Annotated in this window: 11 protein-coding genes and 1 pseudogene; 7 read left to right on the top strand and 5 right to left on the bottom strand. The window is 57.9% G+C overall.

Annotation, left to right across the window (positions count from 1 at the left end):
* Positions 1-61: 61 nt before the first annotated feature.
* The 3 genes from ACSQ3J_RS20805 to ACSQ3J_RS20815 all read right to left on the bottom strand — a co-directional run bounded on the left by ACSQ3J_RS20805 (position 62) and on the right by ACSQ3J_RS20815 (position 1,602).
* On the bottom strand, positions 62-289 hold the full coding sequence (locus tag ACSQ3J_RS20805) for a hypothetical protein (protein ID WP_436040043.1): 228 nt from the start codon (positions 287-289) through the stop codon (positions 62-64).
* Positions 290-513: 224 nt separating this feature from the next.
* Positions 514-900, bottom strand: a complete 387-nt coding sequence (locus ACSQ3J_RS20810; protein ID WP_436040045.1) for a DUF983 domain-containing protein — start codon at positions 898-900, stop codon at positions 514-516.
* A gap of 288 nt (positions 901-1,188) precedes the next feature.
* Positions 1,189-1,602, bottom strand: a complete 414-nt coding sequence (locus ACSQ3J_RS20815; protein WP_060506826.1) for a DUF983 domain-containing protein — start codon at positions 1,600-1,602, stop codon at positions 1,189-1,191.
* A 330-nt stretch (positions 1,603-1,932) separates the two neighbouring features.
* On the opposite strand from ACSQ3J_RS20815, the gene ACSQ3J_RS20820 reads away from it, so the two are divergent.
* The 3 genes from ACSQ3J_RS20820 (at position 1,933) to ACSQ3J_RS20830 (ending at position 4,860) form a co-directional block, all read left to right on the top strand.
* Positions 1,933-3,309, top strand: a complete 1,377-nt coding sequence (locus ACSQ3J_RS20820; protein ID WP_436040046.1) for a PLP-dependent aminotransferase family protein — start codon at positions 1,933-1,935, stop codon at positions 3,307-3,309.
* Between the two features lie 754 nt (positions 3,310-4,063).
* Positions 4,064-4,696, top strand: a complete 633-nt coding sequence (locus ACSQ3J_RS20825) for an ankyrin repeat domain-containing protein (RefSeq protein WP_436040047.1) — start codon at positions 4,064-4,066, stop codon at positions 4,694-4,696.
* Positions 4,693-4,860, top strand: a complete 168-nt coding sequence (locus tag ACSQ3J_RS20830; protein WP_436040048.1) for a hypothetical protein — start codon at positions 4,693-4,695, stop codon at positions 4,858-4,860. The genes ACSQ3J_RS20825 and ACSQ3J_RS20830 overlap by 4 nt, the downstream gene beginning before the upstream one ends.
* 382 nt (positions 4,861-5,242) lie before the next feature.
* On the opposite strand, the pseudogene ACSQ3J_RS20835 reads toward ACSQ3J_RS20830, so the two are convergent.
* Positions 5,243-5,503, bottom strand: a pseudogene (locus ACSQ3J_RS20835) (transposase); the annotation flags it as partial.
* Positions 5,504-5,862: 359 nt separating this feature from the next.
* On the opposite strand from ACSQ3J_RS20835, the gene ACSQ3J_RS20840 reads away from it, so the two are divergent.
* Positions 5,863-7,368: a hypothetical protein gene (locus tag ACSQ3J_RS20840; protein ID WP_436040049.1), complete on the top strand. Its 1,506-nt coding sequence runs from the start codon at positions 5,863-5,865 to the stop codon at positions 7,366-7,368.
* Positions 7,369-7,440: 72 nt separating this feature from the next.
* Positions 7,441-7,578: a hypothetical protein gene (locus ACSQ3J_RS20845; protein ID WP_436040050.1), complete on the top strand. Its 138-nt coding sequence runs from the start codon at positions 7,441-7,443 to the stop codon at positions 7,576-7,578.
* Positions 7,579-7,614: 36 nt separating this feature from the next.
* On the opposite strand, the gene ACSQ3J_RS20850 is transcribed toward ACSQ3J_RS20845, so the two are convergent.
* Positions 7,615-10,782 (bottom strand): AAA family ATPase, encoded by a 3,168-nt coding sequence (locus tag ACSQ3J_RS20850; protein WP_436040051.1) that lies wholly within the window; start codon positions 10,780-10,782, stop codon positions 7,615-7,617.
* 390 nt (positions 10,783-11,172) lie between these two features.
* On the opposite strand from ACSQ3J_RS20850, the gene ACSQ3J_RS20855 reads away from it, so the two are divergent.
* Both ACSQ3J_RS20855 and ACSQ3J_RS20860 read left to right on the top strand, forming a co-directional pair.
* Positions 11,173-11,595 (top strand): hypothetical protein, encoded by a 423-nt coding sequence (locus ACSQ3J_RS20855; protein WP_436040053.1) that lies wholly within the window; start codon positions 11,173-11,175, stop codon positions 11,593-11,595.
* A gap of 34 nt (positions 11,596-11,629) precedes the next feature.
* Positions 11,630-13,510 carry a hypothetical protein gene (locus tag ACSQ3J_RS20860; protein ID WP_436040054.1) on the top strand — a complete coding sequence of 627 codons (1,881 nt, stop codon included), beginning with the start codon at positions 11,630-11,632 and terminating at the stop codon, positions 13,508-13,510.
* Positions 13,511-13,575: the final 65 nt, after the last annotated feature.

Here is a 13,575-nt window from a genome sequence, read left to right on the forward strand (position 1 = left end):
TGAAGCCAATGTTAGCTCCTTGCCGGTGCACGGCCTAGCCAAAACTGAGAACGTGATGCCGTCACGGGTAACTCAGGTCCAAACCAAGCATCCTGCTAAGGACGAACGCCAACAGCACTACTGCCGAAACCGCTAAAAGGAAGGCTGCAGCAATCATGCCGCTCGTGCGTAATGCAACTCGCCTTTCCTCCTTCCCCCCTTGGTCGTAGTGCCACTTGATCGCGAAGAACATGCCCGCGCCTAATCCGAGGGCTTTGAACGTGCCGAAGGCAATAGGTACCCAATCCATAATGAAGACTCTCAAGTGAATCAGCTACGCGCGTTATGATTTCAACTCAGGCAAACGTAGCAATTTTTAGATGTAACGGCAGGTGGCTACTTGTGGGTTCGAATGGCGAGTTACCTGTTCACCCCAACAGTTTGTTTAAACTTAGCAACTGCCGGCATGAACTGCATGGGGTGACGACCGGGCTGTGTAACCGAAACCCTCCGGCTCCGGGCGTCAAAGCGTTCTCAATTCGGAACTCGTGTGCGATTGCAGATGTTAATGTTAATGTTAACCGCGTGCGGTGTGCCCTTGCGAGGCTTCGATTGAGCGTAGTCGCGGTCGATTTTTCGCTCTTCCGCCTCAAAGTAGAACCGGCTCTTTATAGGCCAGCCTTTCAACAATCGAATGGGCAGAAGACAAGCCAGAAGCACGGGTGGGAGGGCGATGAAGAGATGCGCCCAAATAGAGGGCGAATAAGCAACTTGGATTCGGCACACCAGCGCCACGCCTGTAAAGCAAATGAAGCAGATTAAAAAGAACGCCAGACGATCAGCTGGCTTGGCGGAGGAGTTTTCGAGACCTTGTCCCAACCCGCTGTTGCTCGGCGACAGCGGAGGCGATTTGTCAGTCATTGTTCCGGTTTCCTAGGATTAATTGCATGCAATTATACATACATTATCCTATCAATATCACCTACAATTCAAATTGTCGCAGGTTGGTGGTTACCGTCGGCTGATGCAGGGTACGGCCCACGCATTCGAGCGACCGCTTGCCGGTTCTCATTGGTGCTCAGCTCGATCGAACTGGCGACTGCAAACTATTCACGAGGCGTAGGGCGTCAGTTCACGTGCCAGCGGACTCCAGAAGCGGCCAATGCCGAACCCCAGAGGTACGCATCGGACGGACGGCGGTACCATGGCTTAACGCTCCCGGTCGCTTGTTCCGCTTCCCTGCCGACGGAACTCCCAGTCGATTTTTCCTTCCTCGGCTTTGTAGAAATACTGGCTGTTGACCAACCAGCCTTTGAGCGGGCGCAGAGGAAGAAGACAGGCGGCCAAGACCAAAGGTAGCGATGTCAGAAGATGGACCCAGATGGGAGGCGTGTAGGCCACCTCGATATAGCAGGCGACTGCGACAGCAGGAATGCATGTAAAACATATAACGAAGAAGGCAGGCCCATCGGCAGGATCGGCAAAGGAATAATCCAAGCCACAGACATCACATCTGGGCTTCAGAGAAAGAAAACCATCAAAGATATGACCCTGCCCACACCGTGGGCAAAGACCTTTAATGCCAGTCCGAATTGGGGGCAGCGGAGGCCATTCACTTGCCATCACCTTTCCTTTCAATTTTAGATTATATGCGCTATCAATGCATACATTAATGCAATCAATCCGGAAACATTACAAAATGCCGCACATACAACCTCTATGGGCTGAACCCTTGCTGCGGCCGCGAGCTCCCTGCCATTTAAAAAGCTTGGCCAGCCTGCCCGCCCAGAAGGTCCCCACGGCAAGCGCCAAGTCGTGAAGCTAGTAGATCAGGGAAATCAGGGCGGTAAGGTGTCACGGCTTAACGGATGTTATGTCTGGCTTGACAACAACTGCGAGACGCTTCCAGATAACGTCCATACAATCAGCAAATCGAATACAATAGGACTTCCAATGGTTGCGACATCATGGACGCCAAGACTCGACACGAAGGATAGCCCCATCTACCTGGCAATCGCTGACGCACTTGCGACGGATATTGCAAGCGGGCGGCTTGCGGAGGGCGCCCGGCTTCCGACGCAGCGCAGGCTAGCTGACGATCTTGACATTGACTTCACCACAGTGAGCCGCGCCTATGCCGAAGCCCGAAGCCGAGGGCTAGTAGAAGGAAAGGTTGGCCAAGGCACATATGTCAGAACGCGACCGAGCCGATTGTCCAGCCTACAGCCCTCCGGCTTGGTCGACATGAGCATGAACCTGCCGCCGCGTTTCGATAACGCAGCACTCACGCGCCGAATCTGGGACGCGACGAAGGACCTTGAAGCCGAAGGGCTTGATCTTTTGATGCGGTATCAGGAGCCTGGCGGAATCATGCGGGACCGAATGACTGCAACATCGTGGCTTATGAAACGTCTCCCCGACGTTTCTGCAGACCGAATCCTGATTACGGCAGGCGCTCAGGGCGGCCTGCACGCCATATTGAGCGTTCTCGCGGAACCGGGAGATACGGTTTGTGCCGAAGAACTGACTTATCCCGGCTTCCGCTCGGTAGCCTCGCATTTGAAGCTCAAGTTGCTGCCGCTGGAAATGGACGAACAGGGCTTGCTTCCAGAGGCATTCGCAAAGGCCTGCCAAAAAACAAAGCCAAAAGCTCTCTATTGCATGCCGACGCTCCATAACCCTACCTCCCGCACGATGCCGCACGGTCGCCGCCTTGAGCTGGTGGAGTTGGCGCGCACGTACAACGTTCCTATTATCGAAGACGATGCCTACGGTGCCTTAGTTTCTGGTGCGCCTGCGCCACTCGCTGTACTCGCGCCAGAGATTGTCTATCATGTGGCCAGTTTGTCCAAGTGTTTATCTCCAGCCTTGCGGGTCGCCTACGTCGCGGTGCCCAACGGGCGCAGTCCAAGGGTCGCTAGCGCCATCCGTGCGTCCGCCTCTCTGGTTTCACCTCTTACCAGTGCGACTGCATCACGTTGGATCGAGAGTGGGGTAGCAGATGCGGTCTGCCGCGCAATCATTCAGGAAACCGCAGCCAGAGTTCAGACCATGAAGGCGATGTTGCCTTACGAGGTTGAAGTTTCCCCTGGTGGGTTCCACGTCTGGCTTGCTGTACCGAAACCATGGTCGAGAGCCGAATTGGTTTCGGCGCTTCGCTCTGTGGGAGTCGGTATCGTTTCAAGTGACGCTTTTGCGCTGTCACGACCTCCGGAGGCTGTAAGACTTGGACTAGGGGCTCCAGCAACGATGAAAGAATTGACGCATAGCCTTTCGCTTCTGGTCGATCTTCTTGCGCAGGAGCCCGCCCTTTCAACGACAATAATTTGAATTCCCCGCATCGCCATGCCGATGATATCTCACGGGTGAAGTACCGATAGCTTTATGGACTTTCTACGTCTCCCACCCCCTTTGGAGCGCAAAGAGGAACTGCTGGCCAGGGTATAAATGCATGATTGGGCCCGCTCTGGCCGACGATGTACTCAGCTTGTAGAGCAACACCCTGAGGAGGCATCTGTGCGGCCGTCGGGTCAGAACTTGTCGATGACGATCCGGATGCCGGGGAGATAATGAAGGCCGGCGGAATCCAAGGCCAGTGAGACATACTTTTGCCAATGACGAAACACCGGGCGGCATGTGGGCGACCAATTCGTAATGAGCATTTGGGTGAACCGAGTATAGCGGCGACGTCAAATCACGCGGCCGTCGTTGTCTTTGATACCGGCATGAAAGCCATCGTCTTGGCAGCGTTTCAGGATTTCTTTTTACAAATCCGACTTTGTGCGCCGACACGCAAATTTTGATTTCGTATCCAAGCGACCATTCGGCCGCTCGTACCGCCATCGCTGCGCCCCCCTCCGACCCTTGCCCGGGGGAACGTCATAAGTCGCATGGGCATCATACGGCAGCATGAACACCATATCCGTGGTCCAAGGAGCATTCATAAATCCACGGTTATCAGTTCAACATTTAACTTCAAAATATGAAATCAAGCTTTTATGAACGCGACAAGCAGGAGAACCAGCCGATGCGCCAAACGATATTCAGCTTGAGTGCCTTGGCATTGATTGCGGGGACAATAGTTATGACCGAACCGACGGTGCCCGGCCACCACGCCGCTGCCCATGTCCAAACTTCCCTTCTTCAGGCTGCAAGAGCCGGCGATCTGACAGCAGTCAATGCCTCGATCAAAGCCGGAGCCGATCTCGAAGCGCCCGGCAGGAACGGTGAGACGGCACTTCTCGCAGCAACCCATGCCAACAGGATCGATATCGCGCGCGCACTCATCGATGCGGGGGCCAATGTCAATGCCAAGGATGCCATCAAGGACAGCCCTTATCTTTATGCGGGCGCACGCGGACACCTTGAAATCCTCAAGATGACGCTTGCACATGGCGCAGACCTGAAGAGCACCAATCGCTATGGCGGAACAGCACTCATTCCCGCCTCCGAACGCGGTCACGTCGAAACGGTGCGCACGCTGATCGAGGCAGGTATCAACGTCGATCACGTCAACAATCTTGGTTGGACCGCGCTCCTCGAGGCCATCATGCTGGGCGATGGTGGCCAGCGCCATGTGGATATCGTGAAGCTTCTCATCGACGCCGGCGCCAACGTCAATCTGGCAGACAATGACGGCGTCACGCCGCTTCAGCATGCCCGCAGCCGCGGCTATGCGCCCATGGTGACCCTGCTGGAAAAGGCCGGCGCAAGATGAGCGGCGCCATCACGTTTCTCCATCAGGCCATAAGACGCACCTTCGATGATGTCGAACAAGGCGGGCGCCCGTCCGGCGCCGTGGCCGTCAAGAATGGCAAAGTCATCGCCACGGGCGTTAATCGCATGCAGGTCGTTGCGATCCGACCGTCCATACCGAACTGATATCACCCCGTGCGACAGGCAAAATGTTGCAAACGCCACGCCTCGATGGCTGCGAAGTCTATGCGAGCGGCCAACGCTGTCCCATGTGCCTTCCCGCAATGCGGATAGCCGGCGTTGAAAAGATCCGCTACGCCTATTTCCAATCTACAGGCCGAGCCTTTCGGCCTTTCAAGCGCGAAAATCGCCGCTGATCTCGCCAAGCCTGTCAGCGCACAAACCGGCGTGAGTTTTGAGCATTTCTCACCGGAAAATGATTCGAAACTCTATCGGGCCTAGCAGAACAAGAACAACGTCGGCGCCTGAAAAATGCAAACCAATATGCGGTAGCTTGATGTCGCTCCCTGTCGATTCCGTGGACGGCTTCCACTCAGGCGGGTGCCGTTTTGTTGGCTTGACGAAGCTCGCGGTTCTCACGCTCCAGAGCCTTCATCTTCTCGGCGACGTCACTCGGCAGGCCTGCTCGTTTGCCGCTATCGACCTCGGTCTTCTTCACCCACTCATACAGCGTGGCTGCCGAGCAGCCTATCTTGGCCGCGATAGATGAAACGGCAGCCCACCGTGACGGATGTTCTGCTTCGTGATCCAGAACCATCCGGATCGCACGCTCACGGACTTCAGGTGAAAACTTGTTCGTTGTCTTGCTCCTATCAGCTCCACTCTCTCAGAAGTTGGAGCCTCCGGCAAACCCGGTGCGGTTCAACCATTGTCGGTCTGTTGCCGCCGGAGATGAGGAAGCTGAAGCAGCTCGAGGACGAGAATGCGCGATTGAAGAGGATCGTCGTGGGCAATCACTTCACCCGGAATCCAGTGGCGGCGATAACGAGGATCTCGAACGGCTTGTGCCATCCTGCAAGATCGCACTAAACGATCGCCGGCCGGTTAACTTTACGGTGCCTATGGCAGATGGTAACATTGATGCTGCACACGCTGAACGCACGATAGCTTACGGCTTCATCCGAAGAATGATGGTAAAACGGTGCAACATTTGGAGAGGGCATCCGCATGCCTCAAGCCCCCGGGAAATCTAAGAAAGTTCCAACGAAGCCGGCAGCCGGCGCAGCGAAGACCAAAACCCCGAAGAAGAATGTATTTCCCCTCCCGCCAAGTGGGACGGTGGGCTCATGGGAGGATGATCCTGAATCAGCCGTCAGCCTGACGGTGCCCATACCGGACCTTTCCAAGCCCCCGCTCGCGTTCTCGTTCCCGGCTGGGGGGCCGCCCCCTGCCACCTACGCGCACGGGACATCTGAGTTCCGCTACTGGGCCACGGCGGCTGCGTTGAGGCGTGCCGCCGACTATTGGGCGAAGCGGGTGCCGCTGACACAATGGTACGGTGGGCCGAGTCTCAACGTCGTGCTCGACAAGGGTTTCGACCTCGACGCCAACTACGACCGAGCCGCGTTGAACTTCTTCCACGGTCCGGGCGTGACAGGAACAGTATTCACCTGCGAGAGTGCTGACGTAAGCTGTCACGAGATGGGGCACGCCGTGCTTGACGCCTTCAAGCCGGGGCTTTGGGGCGTCGCCAACCAGGAGGCCGCAGCCTTTCACGAGTCCTTCGGCGACATCAGTGCCTTGATGTCGGCCATCCAGATTCCGTCGTTGCGCACCGCGATTCTGACAGTGAATGGCGGAAACATATACACGAAATCGCGTCTCTCGAGGCTCGCGGAGCAGCTCGGCAGTGCTCTGCGTGCGCAGGATCCCGATCTAGCCGAGGCGGACTGCCTGCGCAGTGCAGTCAACTCGTTCAACTACCAGGACCCGACGACGCTCCCGAGCAATGCAGCGATGTCGTGTCTCTCATCGGAGCCGCACTCCTTCTCGCGTATTTTCACAGGAGCATTCTTCGAGATCCTCGGGGTTTCTCTCGCGGCTAAGGCGGCTACACCGGGGACACCGACCGAGGCCGAGTTGCTTACCGTCTCCGACGACCTTGCCGGATTTCTTGTTCAAGGTATCAAATGTTCACCGATCGTTACCAACTGGTACGCCCACGTCGCTGCTAACATGGTGATTGCGGCCCAGTCGGACCCGATCTATGCGTCAATCGCCAAAGGCGTGTTCGTGGGGAGAAGTATCCTTTCCCTAGAAACCGCGTCCTCGCTCCCGATGACATCCCAGATCAAGCCCCTAGACGCGGCGGCGAAGCCGGATACGGCCGCGCGAGAGCCCCTCCCGATGGTCGGACTGTCTGCGTCCCAGTATGGCATCGACGGTCTGCTCTTCGTAGATGCGGCGGCCGAGCCGTGCAGGTTTATCGTGATGGCAGCTGGCTTCGATGGTGAGCCGATCACTGCCTTGAGCGCAACTGCGGCAGCTAAGGCCTTCGTTGATGACCTCTTCCTGCGGGGCCGCGTCGACTACGGCGCCGTCGTAGACCGGGAGCACCGGCTGTTACGGGACCACAAAACGAAGACCCACGCGCTCGTCAACGTCGACGGCAGCGCGCGCTTACAGCGCCGAATTTTCAACTGCGGTCTTTGCGCATGCGGCGTCAGTCACTAGAAAGTAAACGGCCAGGTGGCGCAGAAGGACTTCTCCGGGCCACGACGTCGTGGTCCCACTGACGAGCCATTCATGGCGTCCGTCAGGCGGCTCGTCGAGCACGGAGAAGCTGCGCCCGCTCCCGTCGGCAATCTTCCGTCGCGCGCCACCCACATCATCGTCGGCAAGACCATCTCGCCTGGAAATTGCTCCAGGGTGGTCGGCCACTAACGTGCGGGGCCACGCCGTCCGCCGAACTTACTGCCGCTATCTCTGCCGGAGATCAGAAGAAAGCAAATATAGTGATTGCTTTGCTCTTTCTTCCCATGCCTTGGCCCCCTGATCGCGTGCGAAAGAGATCGCCTCTTGAAACGACCTCCTGGCCTGAGCGGCCCGGCCCGTCTGCCGTAGCAGTTCGCCTCTTAAACGAAGCAGCTCAGGCATGTAGTAGTGCTCGCCGGTACGCCTCGCGAGCCTCAGACCTTGGTCAACTGCCGCTGTCGCCTCGTCAATTCGTCCCATTCGAAGGTAGCTATCGGTAAGCACGCCTAGATAGCATGTCTTATCGACCTCCTGATCACCCATATTGTCGCAGATGTGCTTCATCTGCGTGAGGCCGGAGGCGTCTTGGCGACCTGCGGCCTTGGCCCACCCAGAAAAAAACGACGCGAAGTTGAGCCAAAGCTGAAATCCGTTACGTGCCGCGAGCGGCACGAGTTCATCGACCAGCCTCTCGAGCGTCTCTACATCCTGGCGAAAAGACATCAGGATGCAGCCGTTGCCCAGATACGCAGCGAGGTGGTAGTCTGCCTGTCCGCGGGTCTCCATTTCAGCCACGCGGAACAATTCCATAGCCGCGTCGGCCTCCCCAAGTATTTGCAGCGTCCACGAGAGATACAGCATCGACATGCTTGGAAAGTCACTTCCGACCTCATGGGAATGCTCGCGGTGCTCCAGGGCCTTTAGCAACGCCTCTCGCGCCTCCGAAAACCTGCCGCGCGCGAAAGCGCACATCCCTCCGAACTGCAATCCGAGCACAAGGGCCTTGGTGTTGCCGTCCGTGCGGCCAATCTGCTTGAGTTGGTTGCTAGCCCATTCTGCGTCAGAGAAACGTGCGGAGTTGAATGAAGTTCCGAACAGGCCATCCAAGGCTCGGATCGGCGCCTCCGAATTTCCGGTAGCCTCGCTAAGCCGCATGACGTTCCGGTACGCGTCGCTGCCCTCGCCAGTCATGTATCCATATGCCGCATAGAGGACGTCGCCCCTTTCGAGTTCAAGGGTCAGCTCTATGCTGTCACGCACCATCGACAGCGGCATTTTACCCACGCATTCTATCCCTTTCGAGAACATGTTCGCAGCCTCGACTTTTGCCCACGTCGCCCCAAGCTTCCGGCCCGCTCTGAGCCAGTAGTCGGCAGCGCGCTCGAACTGCGTTGCATCGTGGTAGTGCTGGGCCAGAATCTCCGGATGCTCCACGACCGTCCTCGGTTCGACAACCTCGATCGCCCTGGCAACGAGGGCATGAAGCTCCCGCCGCCTGCCCCGAAGCAGCGCCCCCTGGGCGGCCTCCTGCAACAAACTGTGAGAGAAGGAGTAGCGGGGCCAATCGCCGACATGCTGCGGCGCGATGAGTCCGACGGCGACAAGACGTTCGAGCTGCGGCCGCAGTAACTCGCTCGAAAGGCCGACGACATGGGCGAGTGTCTTCAGGTCGAATTCCCGGCCAATCACGGCTGCAGTCTGCGCGACCGTCTTGACCACGCCGAGCTTGTCCAGCCGGGACATGAGCGCCGCCTGGAGTGAGTTGGGGATGGCTACGTCGCTCTCGTCCTTCGCCCCGGACAGGTCGGACGAATCGGCAGCAAGCATGAGGGCTGACCTGGCGAGTTCCTCAAGAAAGAGGGGAACACCTTCGGCTTTGCTGAGAAGCTTCGAAACGACACCGGAAGACAGATGCCCCCCTTCGACGACATTCCGGACGAACTCGCCAGCCTCTCCAAGGGAGAACCGTTCGAGTGCAAGATGCACCGTGACGGCTTCGTCGAACTCAGCCTTCGTCCAAGTCTCCCGCGAGGTAACCACGAGGAGCACCGGAAACTGCTCGACGCAGCAAGCGAGTGTCTGAAGAAGCTTGCCGGAGGATGGATCGATCCATTGCTCGTCTTCTACGAAAAACATCAGGGGGCCAGCGCTCGCCAATTGCCGGAGCCAGTCCGAAAATACTTGGCTGATCGCCGCCTCCTGTTCGGACGAGGCAAGCCTGGATGGTTCGCATTCCGGTTCAAGCGCCAGAAGCCGTGTGAAGATCGGATACGAAACCGACAAGGGGACGCTGCTGGCCGACAGAGCGGCCCGCAGCCTTTCAGACGGAAACGGCGCATCGTCTGTAATGCAGGCCTCCTGCTTAAGCAGTCTCAAGAACGGAAAAAGTGCACTGTTGGTGAAGGCAGGGGCGCACTGAGCAACGAGCGCCTTCGATCCGAAAAAATTTCTGCCAATCTCGTAGAGCAGGCGCGATTTACCTATCCCCGGCTCGCCGCTTATCAATGCGACGCGCCCGTGGCGGTCAGCTCGCACGGCGTCCCAGAGGGCCTCGACGGCCTTCAGTTCACTCTTCCTTCCTACCAGCGGCGTCGATCGGAGTTTCCCCGCAAAGCGGTATTGCCTCGCAATCGGTTTGAGAGCGCGCCGGATGTGGATGGGATCGCTAAAGCCTTTCAGAGTCTTCCCGCCGACATCGGCGTATTCGAAGGCACCCGACGTTGTTTGGTAGGTGTTCTCATCAACGTAGATGCCGTTCGGTTCGGCTATCGCCTGAAGTCGGTGCGCGAGATTCGGGACATACCCGAACGCTACCGTCGAAATCCCAGCAGGTGCCCCCTCAATATCGCCGACGACGACCAGACCGCTTGCGACCCCGATCCTCACGCCAAGACGCGAACTGTCCGGCGTCTCTATCTGTGGGACGGCCGCCACGATGTCGAGCGCTAAGTGCATCGCACGTTCGGCATCATTCTCCTCCGCCGTCGGAAAGCCGAACAGGACCTGCAGCGCGTCACCGACGTAGTTGGCGACGAACCCCCCGTGCAACCTTGCAAGACCGCTGCATCTCGACAGGAACGTCTGTGTGAGCTGGCTGAAGTCCTCAGGGTCGAGTCTGGAGGCATATTCTGTCGAACCGACCATGTCGCCGACCAGGATCGTTAACTGTCGACGTTCGACTGGAGTCCGATCACTCCCAGGCTGCCGCACCGAACTGCCGAGCACAGCGATCGCTGCAAGCAGCTTGCGGCGGGGGCCCATGGGCACACCCAGTTCGCGCAGATCTCGATCCGAAAGCAGAGCAAGCGTGTCAAAATCGATTTGCGCGTCGACGAATTTGTCCGCCAAATGTCGCAACCCGATCTCGGCCAGCCATGCGGTGACGTCGTTCATCGCCGATTCCACTCAGTTGAAATAGAGCAGCGCTCAACTTGCGCATTTTATTAGTTCAAGCTACTATTCTCAATAAGGTCATTCAACAACTTGAGTTTGTTCTATACGCGATCACATGGTGACCGCGTTTACTGGTAATGCTGCGAGAACGTTTGGTGCTGTCCGTTGATAGCGTATGACATGGCGCAGGGGACGGGACGGACCTCGGCAGCCAGCACGGAGGGGACCAACGTGAAAGCATGTAAGCTTTTCGGGACTGTAGCCCTTTTCTCGTTGTTTGCGGCCGCACCCGCATTCGCGATCAACGAATGCCCCGGGTCAAGCGAGATGCCCTGGAGGGACTACCGTAACGGGTCATTAACTGCGCCCTCGCCAGAGGAACGGCGCGACGTGATAGACCTGCTCTCCCAATATGCATGGAGGATGGACAATCGTGATTTTATCGGGCTGGCCGCATTGTTCGAGGACACGGGGCAGTACTTCCACTGCGACCCAGGCAACGTGAATGCCGTGCTTTCCATTTCGGCAGGATCGCTGGCCAAGCAATTCGAGACGCTGTTCGCGAACCTCGCCGCTACCAACTCCAGCGCCACCCGGGTTCTTAGCAGCATTCTTATTGGGAAGAGGGAAGACGGCACCTTCGAGGTTGCTTTGACGGTCCAGGTAAGCATTCAGACGATCGGCGTCAGCGCGGTACAACCGGACTACACGGCCAAGTTATACGGAACGATCAAAAAGAATGGCAAAACGATGAACTTCAATGTCCTAAAGCTCGCCCCCTTCCAGTCCGGGATCCAGGCCAGCGCGCGTTGATCATCCGCACAAGCAGTAAATGAGGGAAGGAAACTTGGGGGGCCTCGTCCAACTCATCGCCGCGTTTGCGGTTGCGCTTTATCTACTGATTGGCTTGGAGTTCCCCGTTCTGCGAGAGTTGCATGCCGGGCACCTCGAGGAAGTGGGACCCTTCTTAGCTTCTGACCCAAAAGCCGCAACAGCCGACACCCCAACCGTGTCGCCATACGACCTTCTTCTTCAGTGGAATGGCGAGGTGCTGTGGGCTCCGGCGACGGCAAGCACCGATCCGGTGACGAAATTCGGCGACGAGGCTAGGTCGGTATTCGGCCCCATACCGGACGGGGTCTGCACGGGTCTGAACTCGAGACCGGTCGGTCTCGAGGTTGACGGAAACGCCGTAAGGCTGGAACCAAATCCTTCCAAGGTAGACGCTCCGCTCGAATTTGCGCACCGTAACGTCGAAGGCCGACTGGTGAAGTGGACAACCGCCGTTGACCGCTGCGACAAGCCCTCGCTCGCGGGGGATGTGACCTTCTGCGCACTGAACTCGAGGGTCGGCCGGGTCACGCGTGACCATATACAGTGGCTGTTCCTCTGCCGGAAGTCGTCCGAGAATCTCGAAATTGAGGCGGATTCCTACTGGACTGAGACAGATCCGCGGTTCTCCCGGTACAGCGCGATCGGTTTCAACGACGTCACGGGCGAAATCGCGTTCCTTGACGGCCGGAAGGACCGCTCCGTCTTCGACTGGAGGGAGCGGTTCCCCCCGCCCGGTGGAGCGACATACGGTGATTTAGCCGGACGGCGCGTCGCGGAGAACCTATACGACGGGAGCGCCAGGGTTGATTGCGTACTCTGTCATGACAACAAGAAGCCAACGGTTGTCGATCCGCACATGCAACAGGCAAGAGTCGGCTACTTTAAGAGCAGACACGATCCGCGCGCCGTGTTCAGCATGGGCAACTTTCTTCCGGCCCGCGTCGCGAAGCAAGAACTGCCGTTCCGCGTGATCGGTTCGGGATATTCGGCTGTCCATGCTGGCACGCTGCTTGACGCTAAGTCCGTCTTGATCGACGGCCATCCGTGTTCGGGCTGTCACAGCCTTACGACGCTGGAGTCGGGACGCCGCTTCGCCGCCGACGCCGCTGGGAAGACCCCTGTCATCCCGAACGCGACGATGATGCAGAACGCAGCCCTCTTCGCGCAAAAGGTAGCCCTCACGCTCGTGCAGAACCACAGGACCGAATGGGCCTCCGCCTCCGGAGAGGGCAGGATCAGCCCGTGGATGATACCCGAGCACGGTGGCAACCTATGGAAAGGTGTGAGTGGACTCAATGACGAGGATTGGTTGCGTCTCAGCCAATGTGCGTGGGGCGTCGGTGGAAGCGAATGTGGGTACAAGGCGCTGTTCACGCCATGCCCGCCCCCGGGCGGCGGCGGTGACACCTTCGTGCCAGCGGACTTTTCCACCAATTTGCGCTTTCGCCCCGCTACCACGGGCGGCGCGCAAAGGGTCCTGAGCCTTTCTTGGAAATACCTGAACGGCTACGGTTACGTGCCTGCCCGCGACGATGTACGCTTCAACGTGGCATTCGAGACGATGGACGTGCCGATGGTCCACCGGCCACCGGCTAAGCAGGAATATCCAACGATTGATGAAGCGAAGGGAACGGGTTTTGCCGCAGCGGCAGGAGGTGTCGGCAGCTCAGGATCGGCGACGCTCCTGCAAGACATTTCCTTCGCCGGACATAAAAAGTGGACAGATCCCGCGCCGTCCAACATAGCGCGATTGTATTCGGTCGATGTCCCGGCGGCATGCGGGAAGCGGTATCTTTTTCGGGTCGTGCCTAAGCGCTTCTGCTTCGATAATTCGGGCGTCCGGTTCAGCGAAACAGAATATCTACTCTACAAGGACGTAGATTGCGGCATATAGATCGAACGAAGTCGATACCGAGTATCGACTCTTTCTTCCGCATCGAGATGGCATTCTCAAGATGC

The sequence above is a fragment of the Rhizobium sp. LjRoot98 genome, assembly GCF_964252935.1.
In the GTDB taxonomy this organism is placed as follows: Bacteria; Pseudomonadota; Alphaproteobacteria; order Rhizobiales; family Rhizobiaceae; genus Pararhizobium.